This is a genomic window from Mucilaginibacter sp. P1_D10 (assembly GCF_056406215.1).
Genome location: NZ_JBFUAP010000025.1, coordinates 1 through 16,633, shown reverse-complemented (window position 1 = coordinate 16,633; position 16,633 = coordinate 1). Strand labels below are relative to the sequence as shown.

The 16,633-nt window shown below is 48.4% G+C and carries 17 protein-coding genes; 15 read left to right on the top strand and 2 right to left on the bottom strand.

Translation table 11 applies throughout. The features are described from left to right. Positions 1 to 91: 91 nt before the first annotated feature. From AC1DYT_RS25555 to radA, 7 genes are all read left to right on the top strand, one after another. Positions 92 to 397: an HU family DNA-binding protein gene (locus tag AC1DYT_RS25555; RefSeq protein WP_133226759.1), complete on the top strand. Its 306-nt coding sequence runs from the start codon at positions 92 to 94 to the stop codon at positions 395 to 397. A gap of 6 nt (positions 398 to 403) precedes the next feature. Then, on the top strand, positions 404 to 1,249 hold the full coding sequence (locus AC1DYT_RS25550) for a tetratricopeptide repeat protein (protein ID WP_477472320.1): 846 nt from the start codon (positions 404 to 406) through the stop codon (positions 1,247 to 1,249). A gap of 222 nt (positions 1,250 to 1,471) precedes the next feature. After that, complete coding sequence (locus tag AC1DYT_RS25545) at positions 1,472 to 3,022, top strand: Rne/Rng family ribonuclease (protein ID WP_477457642.1); 1,551 nt, start codon at positions 1,472 to 1,474, stop codon at positions 3,020 to 3,022. Between the two features lie 134 nt (positions 3,023 to 3,156). Next, entirely contained in the window at positions 3,157 to 3,375 is a 219-nt protein-coding gene (locus AC1DYT_RS25540) for a MafI family immunity protein (RefSeq protein WP_477472319.1), read from the top strand. A gap of 53 nt (positions 3,376 to 3,428) precedes the next feature. Beyond that, complete coding sequence (locus AC1DYT_RS25535) at positions 3,429 to 3,773, top strand: hypothetical protein (protein WP_477472318.1); 345 nt, start codon at positions 3,429 to 3,431, stop codon at positions 3,771 to 3,773. A 92-nt stretch (positions 3,774 to 3,865) separates the two neighbouring features. Continuing rightward, a complete protein-coding gene (locus AC1DYT_RS25530) occupies positions 3,866 to 4,669 on the top strand; it encodes a hypothetical protein (protein ID WP_477472317.1) in 804 nt (267 codons plus the stop codon). Positions 4,670 to 4,799: 130 nt separating this feature from the next. Continuing rightward, positions 4,800 to 6,242, top strand: a complete 1,443-nt coding sequence (gene radA / locus AC1DYT_RS25525) for a DNA repair protein RadA (protein WP_477457645.1) — start codon at positions 4,800 to 4,802, stop codon at positions 6,240 to 6,242. Positions 6,243 to 6,609: 367 nt separating this feature from the next. Here radA and AC1DYT_RS25520 read toward each other — a convergent pair whose 3' ends face one another. Next, positions 6,610 to 8,502: an SPFH domain-containing protein gene (locus AC1DYT_RS25520; RefSeq protein WP_477472316.1), complete on the bottom strand. Its 1,893-nt coding sequence runs from the start codon at positions 8,500 to 8,502 to the stop codon at positions 6,610 to 6,612. 183 nt (positions 8,503 to 8,685) lie between these two features. Between AC1DYT_RS25520 and AC1DYT_RS25515 the strand changes: the two genes are divergently transcribed. From AC1DYT_RS25515 to AC1DYT_RS25490, 6 genes are all read left to right on the top strand, one after another. Next, a complete protein-coding gene (locus AC1DYT_RS25515; RefSeq protein ID WP_477457647.1) occupies positions 8,686 to 9,015 on the top strand; it encodes an ArsR/SmtB family transcription factor in 330 nt (109 codons plus the stop codon). A 33-nt stretch (positions 9,016 to 9,048) separates the two neighbouring features. Beyond that, on the top strand, positions 9,049 to 9,615 hold the full coding sequence (locus AC1DYT_RS25510) for a DUF6428 family protein (RefSeq protein WP_477472315.1): 567 nt from the start codon (positions 9,049 to 9,051) through the stop codon (positions 9,613 to 9,615). Positions 9,616 to 9,625: 10 nt separating this feature from the next. Further along, positions 9,626 to 10,051 carry an arsenic resistance N-acetyltransferase ArsN2 gene (gene arsN2, locus AC1DYT_RS25505; RefSeq protein ID WP_477472314.1) on the top strand — a complete coding sequence of 142 codons (426 nt, stop codon included), beginning with the start codon at positions 9,626 to 9,628 and terminating at the stop codon, positions 10,049 to 10,051. Between the two features lie 71 nt (positions 10,052 to 10,122). Continuing rightward, a complete protein-coding gene (locus tag AC1DYT_RS25500; RefSeq protein ID WP_477472313.1) occupies positions 10,123 to 10,815 on the top strand; it encodes a metallophosphoesterase family protein in 693 nt (230 codons plus the stop codon). Positions 10,816 to 10,893: 78 nt separating this feature from the next. Further along, the gene (locus tag AC1DYT_RS25495; RefSeq protein WP_477457651.1) at positions 10,894 to 11,310 is read left to right on the top strand and encodes an arsenate reductase ArsC; all 417 of its coding nucleotides are present in this window, start codon (positions 10,894 to 10,896) and stop codon (positions 11,308 to 11,310) included. After that, positions 11,307 to 11,957 carry an MIP/aquaporin family protein gene (locus AC1DYT_RS25490; RefSeq protein WP_477472312.1) on the top strand — a complete coding sequence of 217 codons (651 nt, stop codon included), beginning with the start codon at positions 11,307 to 11,309 and terminating at the stop codon, positions 11,955 to 11,957. The genes AC1DYT_RS25495 and AC1DYT_RS25490 overlap by 4 nt, the downstream gene beginning before the upstream one ends. 23 nt (positions 11,958 to 11,980) lie before the next feature. Here AC1DYT_RS25490 and AC1DYT_RS25485 read toward each other — a convergent pair whose 3' ends face one another. Then, complete coding sequence (locus tag AC1DYT_RS25485) at positions 11,981 to 14,401, bottom strand: TonB-dependent receptor domain-containing protein (protein WP_477472311.1); 2,421 nt, start codon at positions 14,399 to 14,401, stop codon at positions 11,981 to 11,983. Positions 14,402 to 14,620: 219 nt separating this feature from the next. Here AC1DYT_RS25485 and AC1DYT_RS25480 point away from each other — a divergent pair, with 219 nt between their 5' ends. Beyond that, entirely contained in the window at positions 14,621 to 15,751 is a 1,131-nt protein-coding gene (locus AC1DYT_RS25480; protein WP_477472310.1) for a sensor histidine kinase, read from the top strand. 1 nt (position 15,752) lies between these two features. Further along, a complete protein-coding gene (locus AC1DYT_RS25475; RefSeq protein WP_477472309.1) occupies positions 15,753 to 16,466 on the top strand; it encodes a LytR/AlgR family response regulator transcription factor in 714 nt (237 codons plus the stop codon). The last annotated feature ends 167 nt before the right edge of the window (positions 16,467 to 16,633 follow it).

Genomic DNA, 16,633 nt, shown 5'->3' with positions numbered 1-16,633 from the left:
ACCAATTATTTTAATCTTTAAATTTAAAGCGATACTTTTGCAACCCCAAAACAGTTAAGTATTTATACATTTTAAATAAAGAAAACAGGATATGACCAAGGCAGAAATTATAGCTGAAATCTCTTCTAAAACAGGTATCGAGAAGGTTGATGTGCAGGAAACCGTTGAAGCATTTTTCAAAGTAGTGAAAAGCTCGATGGTAGGCGGCGAAAATGTTTACGTTAGAGGCTTCGGAAGTTTCGTAGTAAAAAAGAGGGCTAAGAAAACCGCCCGCAACATCTCAAAAAACACTGCCATTATTATCCCCGAGCACTTCGTGCCAAGCTTTAAGCCAGCAAAAACTTTCGTAGAGAAAGTACGCACCGGCAACAAAACCACTGCTAAAGCAAGCAAATAATAAGCAATGAATAAAAAGCAGATAGCCGTATGCGCAATAGTAGTATTTACTATGGGCTATTTGTATCTGCAACCCGTTAAGGGTTTGGTAAAAACCCAGGATGCGGGCAGCAAACCGGCTGCTGCAGCCGGTGCGGCAGAGCCTCCTACCGAAGTAACACTAGCTTCGGTTGAGGAGATTGCCCGGCCCGCCTTAAGCGCACAACAGGCGCAGCAGATAAGCACGCTGGAAGAAAAGCTGAAAACAGCATCTGATGCAGACAAAGCAAACTTACAGCTAGAAATTGCTGCCCTTTGGGATGCCGCAAGGCAACCTGCACCGGCGGCGTTTTATTACCAGGACATTGCCCAGCGCACAAACGCGTTTGATGATTGGGTAAACGCCGGCAACCGCTTTAACGAAGCTACCCGTGCATCGCAGGATGCACAGGCACAGATTGCTTTAAGCGCAAAAGCTGCAACGGCGTTCACCAATGCCACCAAGCTTAAGCCAAGCGATCTGGAAGCCAAAACCGGCCTGGGCGTTGCCTACGTAAACGGCGGCGGCGCACCAATGAAGGGTATTGGTTTACTGCTCGAGGTAGTAAAGCAGGACCCTAAGAACCACTCGGCGTTGCTCAACTTAGGCATGTTTGCCATGAAGAGCGGGCAGTACGATAAGGCCGTAGCAAGGTTTAAAACCATGATTGCCATAAAAGAAGAGCTTGAGCCCTACTTTTACCTGGCAGAAAGCTATAAACAGCTGGGCCAAAAGAAAGAAGCTATTGCGGCTTATGAAAAATGCAAGGAATTGATAGGCGACCCTGTAGAGGCACAGCGTATCGACGAATTTATAAAAGAATTAAAAAAATAAATCACACTTAAAAATTATTATCATGCCAAGCGGTAAAAAACGTAAGAGACATAAAATGGCTACCCACAAACGCAAAAAGCGTTTAAGAAAAAACAGGCATAAGAAAAAATAAGCTATCGCGATAGCTTATGAAGTCCCGCACAAAACCTGCGGGACTATTTATGTTTTATTTTTTCCCAACCCGCGGTGCCTATGGCGCCGTTTTAAGAAATGGAGTAGCAATTGATAAAAGAATTAATTATCGATTCATCCCCCAACGGGGCTACTATTGCATTAATACAGGACAAACAACTTGTAGAACTCCATAAAGAGCACATCACCAATAATTATACTGTTGGCGATTTGTATTTAGGCCGCATTAAAAAAATTATGCCGAGCCTGAATGCTGCTTTTGTGGATGTTGGTTACGAGAAGGATGCCTTTTTGCATTATCTTGATTTGGGGCCGCAGGTACAAAGCCTGCTTAAGCTAACCAAACAAGTACGTAGCGGGGGATACCAATCGAAGCTTTTAGATAACTTTAAGCTCGAGGCGGATATAAACAAAGGAGGCAAAATCTCTGATGTTTTATCGAAGGGAGTGCTTGTACCAGTACAAATTGCCAAGGAGCCTATCTCAACAAAGGGCCCCAGGCTTAGCAGCGACCTGTCTATTGCGGGCCGCTATGTTGTTTTGGTGCCTTTTTCTGAGGTGATATCCATCTCTAAAAAGATTAAGAGCAATACCGAGCGCACACGCCTGCGCAAGGTGGTAGAGAGCATCAAACCAAAGCATTTCGGCGTAATTATACGCACCGTGTCCGAAAGTAAAGGTGTTGACGAGTTGCAAAAGGACCTGCTGGATCTGATATCCAAATGGGAAGTCTTTGTAACCAAGCTGCAAGGCACCGAGCCTTCTAAAAAGGTTTTGGGCGAGATTGGCCGTACATCAACTATCCTGAGAGATATCCTTAACCCGGATTTTCAGCACATTTATGTGAACGAGCAGAGCATGTACGATGATGTAAAATCGTATATCCACGAAATCTCGCCAGAGATGGAAGGCATCGTACGCCTGCACAAACACAAAGAGCCTATATTTGAGCACCACGGCGTGGATAAGCAGATAAAAGGCGCATTCGGTAAAACGGTTAACCTGGCTGGCGGCGCTTACCTGGTTATAGAGCATACCGAAGCCCTGCACGTTATCGACGTAAACAGCGGCAATCGCACGGCTAATAAAGAAAATCAGGAGGATAACGCTTACCAGGTAAACAAGGAAGCGGCCAAAGAAATTGCCCGCCAGCTGCGCCTGCGTGATATGGGCGGCATCGTAGTTGTCGACTTTATAGACATGCACAAGCCGAACAACCGCAAGGAACTGTTCGATTACCTGAAGGCCCAAATGGCCGACGACCGCGCCAAGCATACCATTTTGCCGCCAAGCAAGTTCGGGCTGATACAGATCACCCGCCAGCGCGTAAGGCCCGAAATGAACATCGTTACCAGCGAGGTCTGCCCTGCCTGTAACGGAACGGGCACCATACGCCCAACGGTATTGCTGCTGGATGATATTGAAAACAATTTCAACTTCATCCTGGAGGAGCAGAACGAGAAAAACATTACCCTTTGCGTACACCCGTACATTGAAGCATTCATCAAAAAAGGCCTCTTTAACCGCCAGATGAAATGGTACTTTAAGTACAACCAGTGGATAAAGGTAAAAAGCAACCCTGCTTACCAGATAACCGAGTTCCACTTCTTCTCGGGCAAAGACGAAGAGATTAAGTTGTAGATGTGCAGATTATAGATTTGCAGATATGCAGATGAAAAAGAGCAGATGTTTTAATTAGCATCTGCTCTTTTTGTTAGCTTTATGTTATGTTGGGCTATAGAAAAACTAATCGGGCATTAAGAGCGCTAATAGATATGGCAAGGGAAACCGCATTGCCGAAGCAGGACATTATTTGTGCCGAAGAATATGTCGAATATAGCGAACTCCTCCTCGCTTTAGCGCAAATCGCGGAGCAGCTATATGAGTTTTCTATCCCGATAAGTGCAGAGCTTTATGATACGGTAGAACAATGCTGTGTCCTAATGGATTTGCCGGTTAATAAGTATGCCTATCTGAAAGAATTGATTAAATAAGCTAAAAGATTAAAGATTTTTGTAGCTTACAGCAATAAACCCACCTAAGCTATATGAAGAAGTCGCATATTATCCTTGCCATCATCGCCGTGATATTGATTATCGCCGCCCTTACCAACCCCAATACGCAGCGGCACAAAGAGGCCGTAAAAGAAAAGCTCACCGCATACGTGAACGACAAAGTGAAAGATGATAGCAGCGGCCTTGGCGCACTGTTTGGCACCGCCTTGATAAGCCGCGCGGTAGACACTCTGGTAAGCAGCGACAACTACCTTTTCTTTTCCCTCACCAAAATGAGCTATCAGGAGCGTTCCAAAGTAGTGGGCATGGGCATTTTCGGCAATGTGTTTATGTTTGGTAATGTAGATGATTTGGCGAGCGCGGGATTGCAGCGGTAAAGGCACAAAAGGCGCGTAGCCTCGATGCGCGGTTCGCCGTGCACTATGCAGACTCTTTATTTATAAGTTTGAAATCTTAAATTTGTGAAGCCATGAACCTTCACGCCGCACAACTCATTTCATTAATTTATAACTACAACGAGTATAGAAAAAGCGGGACGATCCCTCCCGGTTATCTCGATAGTATGGTATTTGAGAACTGCGAAACCGTTGGATATATTTTGCTCAGGAACTACGTTAACCGTGGGGGGCTCGATGGCGAAATCGCGGCTGCGAACCCCATCAGATGGTTTAAGTTCCTGGAAAAAGAAGATTGTATAAAATTATCGTTGCATTACCGGCTGCCCGAGGCCGCCCCAGCCAACGAAATACAAACGCCGGTTGCGCTGAGGGGGACTTTATTTATCGAAGCCATCTATAAAAGTTATTCCAATTTCTGGTTTCAAAGGTGGTTTAAACAAAAGAATTCATCAGGAGAGGAAAGTTGGAACGTAAGATACTTCCTCGCCTACAGGCTTGAAGAGACGATAGATGAAAAAGTTGACTTGCAACGAGCCAAAAAGCGATTGCACGATGTGCTAAAAAGATGCATTTCGTATGCCGCGGATAATGATTTCTTAAAGTGGGCAGATATCTTTAGCATTGCTTTTAACACCCTCGATAGCCCGCAGCCACATTCAGTGTTAAAAGAGGGATTACTTAAAAATGAGGCCTCGTCTCTACCTGTAAGGCAGGTGCTTTATGCGACTCTGCTTGCTTTTATTGGGCATGAAGAAGATTTATGGAAAATTAAGTTCCGTAAACCAGAAAACACGGCTGCCTTAAAGGCGCTTATGGAAGAGTTCTATGGTGCTTTAATTGAATCGATACTAGCCGTTGCCAACAACCGCATCTAAGGCCCATAGGGATCAATTTTTTTCTGCCGAAATAAGCGCAGCACACCCTTAATTGATTGCTATTTTTTTTAGCATTCAATAATAATCTGCATATTTGTATCCCGAACCTTCGGGACACATCCGAACAACAATGGCTAAAACCAAAATCGCATATTTCTGCCAGAGCTGTGGCTACGAATCGCCTAAGTGGCTGGGCAAATGCCCTGCCTGCCAATCGTGGAATACCATGGTTGAGGAGGTTTTGGAGAAGGCCAACGCATCCGTACCCGCCTGGAAGGCTAGTCCGGCATCATCCGTACGGGCCAATAAGCCGGTGCAGGTGGCTGATATTACCTTTAAAGAAGAGCACCGCCTGCTTACGCCCGATAAAGAATTCAACCGCGTGCTGGGCGGCGGCATCGTCGCAGGTTCGCTGGTGCTGATAGGCGGCGAACCGGGCATCGGTAAATCTACCCTGATGCTGCAGTTGGCCCTGAATATGCCGGGTATCAAAGTACTCTACGTATCGGGCGAGGAAAGCGACCACCAAATAAAAATGCGGGCGGAAAGGTTGAGCACAGTAGGCAGTGGGCAGTTAGCAGTCGGCAGTGACAATCAATTCGAGACAGGAAAGACTTGCTACGTCCTCACCGAAACCTCCACCCAAAATATATTTAAGCAGATAGAGGAATTACAACCGGACCTGGTGGTGATAGATTCCATCCAAACGCTGCACTCGGCGCATGTAGAATCTACGCCGGGGAGCGTATCGCAGGTGCGGGAATGTACAGCCGAGCTGCTGCGCTTTGCAAAGGAAACGTCAACTCCTGTGTTTTTGATTGGCCATATCACCAAAGATGGTATGATAGCCGGTCCCAAAATACTGGAGCACATGGTGGATACCGTGCTGCAATTCGAGGGCGACCGCCACCACGTGTACCGCATATTGCGCACCATCAAAAACCGTTTCGGTTCGGCATCGGAGCTGGGGATTTATGAGATGCTAGGCGAGGGCCTGCGCGAGGTTTCTAACCCATCAGAAATATTATTGTCGCAACGCGATGAGCCACTGAGCGGCATCACCATATCAGCCACCTTAGAAGGCATGCGCCCTATGCTGATAGAAACCCAGGCACTAGTGAGTACGTCGGCATACGGTACGCCGCAACGTACCGCAACCGGCTTCGACACTAAACGGATGAGCATGCTGCTGGCCGTGCTGGAGAAACGCTGCGGTTTCCGTCTGGGCGCAAAGGATGTGTTCCTCAACATCACCGGCGGCATCCGGGTGGAAGACCCGGCTATCGACCTGGGCTTGGCAGCAGCTATTATCTCCTCACACGAGGATATCCCTATACCTGCAAAAACCTGCTTCGCGGGCGAGATTGGCCTCTCGGGCGAGATACGCGCCGTAAACCGCGTGGAACAACGCATTGCCGAAGCACAGAAACTCGGCTTCGAGCAGATATTCATTTCCAAATACAACATGCCCTCCGGCGCAAAAGACAAAAACCGGCTTGATCTATCGCGCTACACCATCGATGTGAAGGTAGTGGGTAGGATAGAGGAGGTGTTTGGGTTGCTGTTTGGGTAAAATTCCTGGCTGCCGCGGGCTTCCAGCCCGTGGTGCGCACATGGTCAGCTTTCAGCTGACGCAAGCTGGAAGCTTGCCCAATGCCCACCACGAGATACGCTACGCTAATCTCGCGGTAGCGGAATTTGGGTTGCTGTTTGGGTAAAACCACCACGTCCTTGCGAGCGATAGCGTGGCAATCCTCGGTGAGCAGGGCCGCTATGCAAGTCTGACCTTAGTGCCGATGATTGCCACGCCGCCAGTCCGCACGCCCCCTACCCGCCGCGGCTCGCAAAGACGTAGTGGCAAAGGCGTGGTGGTAAACGAAATGTGGCGCACAGTTTCCTGCGCGCCACATTTCGGGCTTGTCAATAACCTACAGCTTTAACTACACCGCATCGTTAGTTGGTTTAATATCAACTACGCCTGCTTCGCGTTGCAGCTTTTTCAGCATTTCGCTGCCTATCAGGGCATCTATCATACCGTTGCCGCCGCCATTCTGGCCGTTTATCAATATCTCAGGTACCAGTTTTATACCGTTCATAGCCAGTGTTTCGGCTACGCGCACTATGGCGTATTGTTCGGTACCCATGGCTTCGGTTTTTTGTTTGGTAACCTCGGCTTCGGCCAAACCTATGGCCTTAATTTTACCGGCATCGGCGTTACCGTTCATTTCGGTAGCGGCCGCATCGGCTTTGGCGTTGATGGTTTTGGCTTCGGCATCGGCACGGGCAATAATGGTTTTATTTTCCGCGTCCGCTTTAGCGTTAATCACCCTCGATTCGGCATCACCCCTTGCAGCAGCCACTTTAGAAGCAGCCATCTGGGTGTTTATTTCTACCTGTCGGGTCGATTTTACAACCTCAGGCTGCATATCGGCACCGGCTTTGGCGCTTTCAAATTCCTTACGCTCTATCTGGGCACTTTTCTGTATCTCGTAAGTAACGCGTTCCTGCTCGGCTATTTTACGATCGGTAAGGGTACGCATCAACGCTTCCGGCGGCACAATGTCACCTATCAGCGTATCCACGCCTTCTACGTTATACTCGCCCAATACCTTGCCAATCTGCGCACGGGCATCTTCCTGCCTGTCGGACCGGTTGGTTAAGAACTCTATCACACCACTTTTTTGTGCCGAGTTACGGAAGTAGTTGGCGATGGTAGGTTCCAGCACCTGCGATACCAGGTTTTTCATGTTACCGAAACGGGCAATCACCTTTGGCGCATCGTTACGCGGTATGTGGATGATCTGTGATACGTCCAAATTGAACGTAAAACCATCGTGCGATCTTACGCTTATGGTACACAGATGCTTATCCAGCTCGTGCGATTCGGTACGGCTATTTGCCCAGTTAAGCACGATGTTGGTTGTAGGCACAATCTCTACCGAGTGGGTGTAAATATTCACAGGGTGCTTACCCGGGTCTAAAGGCTCGTCCCACACACCTTTATCGTATTTCTTTACAATGTTACCATGGGTAAAGCCCACACCGCTGGTATCCTTACCTTCGGGGCCAACGAAGGAGTTCACCACGCCCACATAACCGATGTGGATATGTATCATCTCTACCTGCTCTACCACGGCAAACCATGGGTTAAGGTAGTACGTACCTGCCAGGATGACGTCTTCCTGCAAGCCTTTGCGGCCGCCTGCCTGTATAAAGGCCATGGGGTCCTGGTAGTTACGGTGCCCCGCAACCGAGCCACCGGCGATGTCGCCTTTTTCCAACGGCTCGCCATCCAGCGTGGTAACGATACCCACCTTGTTTTCCTGTATACGGGTGATAGGCACCATCACAATCTCGAACAGGAAGGTGTTGATACGGTAACTACCCGGCGTCAGAAACGCGGCTTGCGGGCCTTTTTGCCCGTTATTCTCAAGGAAAGCCTGCGAATCCTGGAACTTATCGCAAGGTACCGGTTTACCCAGTACACGGCCGGTATCCATCGGCGCACCATCCTTGGCTTTTACCAGGCCCAGCTTATCCTGCGGGATAACGGTAAACTGCTCCATGGTAATGGCATACTGCCATGGCCACATGCGCCAGTACAAACCCGGGGCTAGTGGCTTGCCCTGCATACCCGCTTCGCCGTTTACGGCAATGATACGGCCGTCCGGCAGCCGCCCGCTGCCATACAGGGTAAATTTTTTAACAACTAAACCAATGCGGTCATCAGGAACGATGATCATACCAAAAAACACCTGCAGTACAAATTTGTACGCAAAAAGGGCGGCACATAGCGGCAGCACCCACCAGAATTGGAGAATTGAGTCAGACATTTTATTTAAGTGATTTTTTTATTAACGGAACCCTTAAGGTGCGGGCCCTCACAATAACTTACAGCTTTATGAGACCTTGGCTGTATAGCGTTTAATTGGATGATGGGCAATTACACTTGTTACAAAAAATTGTATAATTATTTTTTTATATCATTATTATTAATCGTAATATTGCGATTAATAATGGGCGCTACCAAATCAGAGATATATACCGAAGAGCAAAACAGCCTTGCCTTGCAGCTGAAAGCCATTGCGCACCCGGCGCGCATTGCCATTTTGCAGGAACTGATCAGGGCCAATGCCTGTATATGCGGCGATTTGGTAACGGAACTGGGCCTGGCACAGGCAACCATATCGCAGCATTTAAAAGAGTTGAAGAATGCCGGCCTGATACAAGGGACCATAGAGGGCGTAAGCGTTTGCTATTGCATTGAACCAAAAGCCTGGAAGCTGCTGCAAACGGAGCTGAACGGGCTGTTTGCCTCGTACGGAGAAAAGAATAATTGCTGCTAAAAAAAATTTGAATAGATTAATCGCAATATTACAATGGATAAGACAAAAACTATCAACTGGAAAACCTTCAAGGATGTGTTAGTACAGCACCCCGATTCGTATTTGCAGTTTCGCTATGCCGAAGATAAACTGGTGGATGCGGCATATCACATCACCGAGATAAAACAAGCGCCCATAACATCGGTAGATTGTGGCGGCGTGATGAATAAATGGACGGAAATCATCGTTCAATTATGGGTGCCGGATAATGAGGTACAGGCCCGCCCAATGAAAGTGGCCAAGGCCCTTTCTATCGTAAGCATTGTTGAGAAGATGCTGCCATTGGATGCGGATGGGACGGTGAAGATCGAATTCGGCAATTCGGAATTCGATACCAGGCAAATGTTCCCTAACGACCTCATCGTAGATGGCGAGAATCTGCTTATCGACTTACGGCCCGATGCCGTACAATGCAAGGCCCAGGAACGTGGCGGAAGCTGCGGCACCAATGATAAAGGCGAAGAATGCTGCGCCCCTGTTGCCGAAAAACCAAAAATTAAATTGATAAACCTGGCTTCACCGGAGGCAGCATGCTGTACTCCCGGTGGTGGTTGCTGCTAAACGAAATAAAATGGATATTGAAACCGCAGCTTCTTATAGAGACGAAGCGATAGCCCTATTAAGGGCCGAAAACCTGCCGGTGGAGGATTTGCCCGAGCGCCTCGACGATTTTTTTGTGGCAGCAGAAAGCGGAGACATAATTGGCGTGGCGGGCATGGAAGTTTACGGCAATTACGGCTTGCTCCGTTCTGTGGCCGTGAGCCCCGGTTACCGGGGCCGCGGAATAGCGCTGAGGCTCGTCAGCCAAATTGAATCTGCAGGCAAATCCAAAGGCTTATCTGCCTTGTACCTGCTTACAGAAACCGCTGCTGATTATTTTAAAAATAACGGTTTTATACAAATTAGCCGCGACCAGGCCCCGGCAGAGATAAAAACCTCATCGGAGTTTAGCCACATGTGCCCTGTATCGGCGATAGTAATGGAAAAAGCTTTATAAGGTTCAAAAAAAATCAACTTTCCACTTCCGTAAAAAAATACTATACATCTAGAACTTTAACAGCTGCATAAATGAAGATTGCACTTTTTTCGGATATACACGCCAACCTACCGGCATTCGAAGCATTTCTGGTAGACGTTGACAACCGTAAACCCGATGCTGTTTATTGTTTAGGCGATTTGATTGGTTATAACATTTGGCCCAACGAGGTCATCAATGAAATCCGTAAACGTGGTATAGCCACATTAGCGGGCAACCACGACCGCAAATCCAAAGGCTATGCATACGAATTGGTTACCCCTGAAAACCGCCAATACCTAAATACGCTTCCGGCACATATAAAGCTGGAGTTTCAGTTGAACAACAACCAGCTGAATGTTGTGATGGCACATGGCAGCCCACGAAGCATTGATGAATACGTTTTAGAAAATCTTGATGAAACTTATGTACGGGATATGATGAAGGGGGCAAATGCTGATATACTTTGCGTTGGCCATTCGCATAAGCCATATAGCCGGGTTATTCAGTCGGGCGATAGAATTTATCGCACAATAAATGTTGGTTCTATAGGCAAGCCAAAAGATGGTAACCCAAAGGGCTGCTACGTCTTGCTAACCATTAACGAAAACAGTACCGCTACAACGGAAGGTAACGTTCACATAGAATTTATCCGCTTTGATTACGATGTTGAAAAAGCAGCCAAGGCAATTATTGACAGCCCTTTGCCGGATGAATTGGCAGACAGGTTGAGAAAAGCTTTTTAAATTTAACATTATATGGGGTTCCGGGAAAACTTGCATGCCCAGCATCGGCAATAGTAATGATGAAATCAATTTTATAACATGAAGAATATTTTAGTATTGTGTACCGGCAACAGCTGCCGCAGCCAGATTGCCCACGGTTACCTGCGTTTTTACGCCGATGGTAAAGCAAATATTTACAGCGCGGGCATAGAAACCCATGGTGTGAATCCTAAAGCCATACAGGTAATGGCCGAGGACCATATCGATATCTCCAAACACACCTCCAATAATGTAGATGAGTATCTGGACATTCCTTTCGATTATGTGATTACCGTATGCGATAATGCCAACGAAGCCTGCCCATACTTCCCGGGCAAAGTGGAGCGCTTCCACCAAAATTTTCCCGACCCGGCCAAAGCAAGCGGCACGCCCGAAGAAGTGATGGACGAGTTTAGGCGGGTGCGGGATATGGTTAAGGTTTACGCAGCAAACTTTGTTCAAACCCATCTGGCATGAAGAAATATGTGGCCGAACTGATTGGCACATTCATACTTATTTTTTGCGGCACGGGCGCAATGGTTATAGACCAGCAAACAGCCGGAGCGGTTAGCCATGTAGGTGTGGCAATCACCTGGGGATTAACGGTAATGGCGTTAATTTACAGCATCGGCAATATATCCGGCTGCCATATTAACCCGGCGGTGAGTATCGCTTTTGCCATAGCGGGGCGTTTCAAGGCGCGGCTGCTGCCGGGCTACATCATCAGCCAGTTGGCCGGTGCTTTACTGGCCAGCCTCACGCTTAAATACCTTTTCCCCACCTCTCCTTTATTAGGCGCAACGCTGCCGGCTGGCACCGAGATGCAATCATTCATCCTCGAACTGTTACTTACCTTCTTCTTGATGCTGGTAATTATGAATGTGGCGCATGGCAGCAAAGAGCAGGGGCAATTCGCGGGCATTGCCATTGGCGCTGTAGTTGGCCTGGAGGCTATGTTTGCCGGGCCTATCTGCGGGGCATCCATGAACCCGGTACGGTCCATCGCACCAGCAATTGTATCGGGACATTTAGAGCATTTTTGGATTTATATGGTTGCGCCGGTTGCGGGGGCGGCACTGGCCATACCTGTTTGGAAATACCTTATAGCGGAAAAGGCTATATAGTAAGAGCTGATAATTCCATACTATTAAAGCCGCTTCTGCTCATCGTCTGTTCCCTTATTTTTGCGGGATGCTTTACTGTTGGCGCCTAAGGAGCGCGAATAGGACAGCTTGATGATAGGGAAAAACCGCGATTCGGGCTGGTAGCTCACGCGCACATCCGTATTGAAAGCATCGGTGGTAAGCTGCCCGATTTTGGCGCGATAAATAACGGAGCTGAATACATCCGATATGCTCAGCTGGAAGCTACCATTTTGATTGGGCAATTCTTTTTTGAAGCCCAGGTTGATAGCGGCATTAGAGCTCGAATTGGAATTGCTGTCATAAGCCGATGAGTTGTAATAGCCCGATAGTTCGATAGCGTAATTACGCGGTAGTTTAAAACTCTCCGTAAAATTGATGTTATAACTAAAATACGTTTTCTGCAGGGGTTGCGGGAAATAACTAACCTTATATTGGTGCAGCCCGCCTACGAAGCCATAGCTCATCTCCCACCAGGCCGCGGGCTTTATTGGGACGGTGGCCTGTAAAAGGAAGTTGTTTTGCCAATCGCCGTTTTCGGGCCTAAGGTACACCAGGCCGGGGGTGGGGCCGGTCATAATTTGCACGCCCCGTATGGAGTTAATGTCCCGGCTGTATAGGATAGAGAATAATAAGTCGTTGCGGTTATAAGCCAGCTTAAGGTTATGGGTTATAGTGGGCTTCAACGCAGGGTTGCCCGTAAAAACCGAAACCGGGTCGTTATAAGAAACGTAGGAGGCCAAATCGGCAAAGGTGGGGCGGGTGATCCGTTCGGTGTAGGATAGCTGCAGCTCGTCGTTAGCGTTAAGCTTGCGGGTAAGGAAAATACTGGGGAACAGTTTGCCAAGCCGGCGGTCTATCAGGTATTGCGCATTAAGCGAATGATCGGTACTGTTGCGCGAATACTCGTATCGCGCCCCGGCCGAGATATTGATGAGGCTATCGGCTTGCCAATTAAGGATGGCGTATGCCCCGCCGATGAATTCTTTCGTCCCCAAATCGTTTGAGGTGCCGGCGCCGATGTTTAACCAGTTGCCATCTACCAGCTTTTCAATACCGGCGATACTTTGGCTTCGGGTGTAGGTGCTTTTCAGGCCGCTCTCCAGCCGCAGCCGCTTGCTAAACGCGTTGGTATAATCTATTTTAGCAACCCCCACTTTGATATCGGCATTTGCAAAATTGCGTTGCCTTTGCCCAAACACGCTGTTGCTGAAATTGCTTTGTACCTGCGTCAGTCCCCGGTAATAATGGCCGAAATAATCCAGGTCGATATTCAGTTTTTGGTCCTTTCCCATCGTTTGCTCCAGGTAAAGGCTGGGGTGCAGGTAGCGCGTGCGGCTGTTGCCGGCCAGCTGCGAATCGAACATAAGGACGGTATCGGGCAGGGTGTATTTGCCAAAGTTGTGGTTGTTATTGTCATTGGCGCTGATAGCGTAATACAATGCCCCGCCTACGGTAAGCGTAGGTGTGGACCGATAGTCGAGCCCGGCGCCCATGCCGTTGTAAGTAGCGAAGGGCTTGCCCTCACCGTTGTACTGAAAAGCGACCGGCCCGCCAAGGATGCCCACTATCTCGGTGCCATCGGCCAGCAGCAGGGAGTAGCCGCGGTCGCGGGCATAATCATAAGAGCCGCGCAGGCTCAGTTTTTCGCTGTTATGATTCAGGTTAAGGTCGGCAGAAGCTTTCAGGCCTTTACTGTAGCCTGCGGATGCCGTTACCGAGCCGCTTGTTCCCTGTTTCTTATTCTTTTTGGTTACGATGTTGATGAGGCCGGCGTTGCCATCGGCATCGTAGCGGGCAGGTGGGGTGCTTAGCAGCTCTATCTTATCTATGTCGTCGGCGGTCATCCCGTTAAGCAGTGTCGTTACCTGCTCAGTAGTAAGGCGCAGCAGTTTGCCGTCAAGCATCACCATCACCCCACTTTTGCCGTTCAGGCTGATGCCGCCGTGCTGCGGATCTAACACCACGCCCGGCGAACGCTGCAGCACCTGTAAAACCGTGCTGCCTTTTGCCATCAGGCTGTTTTGCACGTTGACCACCAATCCGCCGGGCTGTTGCTGCACCAGCGGCTTATTGGAGCGGATGACTACTTCGCCCAGTTGCTTGCTGGCCGCTGCCAATACCACCGTGCCGGCATCATACCCCGGTTGCGCAGCACTAAGCACAAAAGGCTTAGATGACCAGGTAATATGGCCAAGACTGTTAACCTTTAGGATATAGCTGCCGTTCGGTATCGCCGTAAGGCTAAACGCCCCCTTATCATCAGACAATACCGACCGGACCGCCACGCTATCCGGGCTCCTTAGAACCGACACGGTGGCGAAACCCACCGCACTCCCATCCGCAGAAACCAACTTACCGCCAACCTGGCCATAAGCCCTGAAGCTTAATATTGTTACTAATAGCAACGCGAATAAAGTTTTCATGCTGCAAAAGAAATTTTTGCAGCCTCCCCAAACGAACCGGGTTGATGAACGGCCATAGCAAATTGACCACCGGCATTTATAAGCCCAAAGCGCCGGTTTGGATGCGCTGTAGTGCCCAACCAACCGCTTATCCATTGCCGCATGCATCTCGTCAATTAAAACCGGCGGTTAAACTACCACGCTGTGTTTATTAACACAATTGCTGTAACTTTAACCATCATGGCATCCATTACCACGCAGCAAAACTGGTTTATTAAGTATAAGCTGTACCACATCCCTTTTTGGATGGCGTACAACTATGTGCTATGGGCATTGGCGGTCGACAGCCCTTACCGGGCGGCACAGGATATGTTTTTTTCTGTCTTTGTTGTCAAGTCTTTCTTTTACATGATCTTTCCGGCGTTCGCCGTCTATTTCAACCTCTATTTCCTCATCCCCCGTTACCTGCAAAAAGGGCGGTATGGCTGGTACATGCTTTTCCTGGCATTGGCCATTATTGCCTCTTCGTTCCTGATAGTGCCGGGGTATTTTATAAGCGCCCGGCTGGCCGGCAGCAGCGCCGAAAAAATGTTTGGCATCACCAGCGATTGGAACGGCTTCTATCACCAGGCGAAATCGGACCCATTGAAATCTTCCATCGCCGCCATTACGCTGGCCATGAGCATCAAGCTCACTAAAAACTGGATAGAAACGCAGCGGCGGCACCAGGCGCTGGAAAAAGAAAAGCTGGAAACGGAACTGAAATTCCTGAAATACCAGTTCAACCCGCATTTTTTGTTCAATAGCATCAACTCCATCTTTTTCCTCATCCATAAAAACCCGGATATGGCCTCGGCATCGCTGGCCAAATTCTCAGAGCTACTGCGGCACCAGCTTTACGAGTGCAACGACAACCTCATCCATCTAAGCAAAGAGGTGGCTTATCTCCAAAACTTTATCGAGCTGGAAAAGCTTCGCCAAAATGAAAGTTTGGTGGTAGAGCTGAGCCTTGGGGATAATTACCCGCCCGATGCGGGCATAGCCCCTTTTATATTGATGACCTTTGTAGAAAACGCTTTTAAACACGTATCTAAGGATAAAGGCGGCCCAAACCACATCAGCATAAATCTGGCTGTAAAAGGCACGCAGCTCTACTTCAGCGTAATTAATAGCGTCTCTGCAAATGCATCGGCCGAGGTAATCAATTACGGCGGCATAGGATTGCAGAATGTAAAGCGCCGGCTGGATTTGATTTACCCCGATGGATACCTTTTAGAAATCGACCACGGGCCAGAAACTTTCAGCATAAAACTTGAATTGGAACTAAGGCAGGTGGATGCCGTTCCCTCCGCACAATTAATAGCCGGCTAATATGATCAATTGCGTAATTATAGACGATGAACCCTTAGCCCGCGAAGGTTTGGCTAACTATGTAAGGGAGGTAGATTTCCTTAGCCTTGCCGGCGTGTGCGAAAACCCGCTGGAGCTGCTGCCACTGATAGACCGCGGCGCGGCCGACCTGGTGTTCCTGGATATACAAATGCCCAAAATGAATGGCATCGAGTTTTTGAAGATATTGCAAAAGCCGCCGATGGTGGTCATCACTACCGCCTATCCTTCCTACGCGCTGGAAGGTTTCCAACTGAACGTACTTGATTACCTGCTGAAGCCCATCACCTTCGAACGCTTTTTTAAAGCCGCCGCCAAAGCCCGCGATTATCAGAAACTGCTGGCCCGTGACCCGACCAAACCTGCCGAAGATTACTTCTTCATTAAATGCGGCAGCAAATACGAGAAGGTACTTTTTGATGAAATACTGTATGTAGAGGGCATGCAGAATTACGTCACCATTTACAGCACACGTGGCAAATACGTTACCATGCTCTCGCTTAAAAGCCTGGAAGAGAAGCTAGCCGAAACAGCATTTATACGAGTACATAAATCTTTTATTGCAGCCATCGGGAAGATAGATGGTATAGAAGCGGGCGAGATATTCATCGGCAGTAGCCGCATCCCCATCAGCCGCAGCTACCGCGAGCAGGTGATAGAACAGGTGGTATCTAAAAGGCTGTGGGATAAGAAATAAAAACCAACCTCGTCATGCTGATTACTATGACATATGCAAATGTTTTTGCCATGATAGTTTATTTTTCATGAAGATTTCTTGATTAAACAGTGTGTCCGAATGAATGAGTTTGAATACAAGCTTTAGCAAGACGTTTTTTATCCGATTCAATATGGATAGGTGTTCGA